At 44.9% G+C, this 214-nt stretch carries 1 pseudogene; it reads right to left on the bottom strand.

Annotated elements, in window-relative coordinates:
* Positions 1-214: pseudogene (locus HJY11_RS14525) on the bottom strand (P1 family peptidase); the annotation flags it as partial.

Raw genomic sequence — 214 nt, 5'->3', positions numbered from 1 at the left:
GAGACAATAGCACCTACCTTTAAATCGCCAAGCTTAACGGCATAGGTCCCAATGCCTGATTTCATCATCGTCTGGACTCCTCGATATTTGCCAACGGTCGCACCTGTTCCGGCTCCAATATTACCATTCTGTATGCTTTTTCTGTTTTCTGAATCAAGACATGCCTGATAAGCCATCGCTTTATCTGGATAAACATTCGGTTTGCCGACAACCA

The sequence above is a fragment of the Bittarella massiliensis (ex Durand et al. 2017) genome (genome assembly GCF_017566145.1).
Classification (GTDB): Bacteria; Bacillota; Clostridia; order Oscillospirales; family Ruminococcaceae; genus Bittarella; species Bittarella massiliensis_A.
Note: the sequence above shows the minus strand (reverse complement) of the source record. Positions and strands in the feature narration are given on the sequence as shown.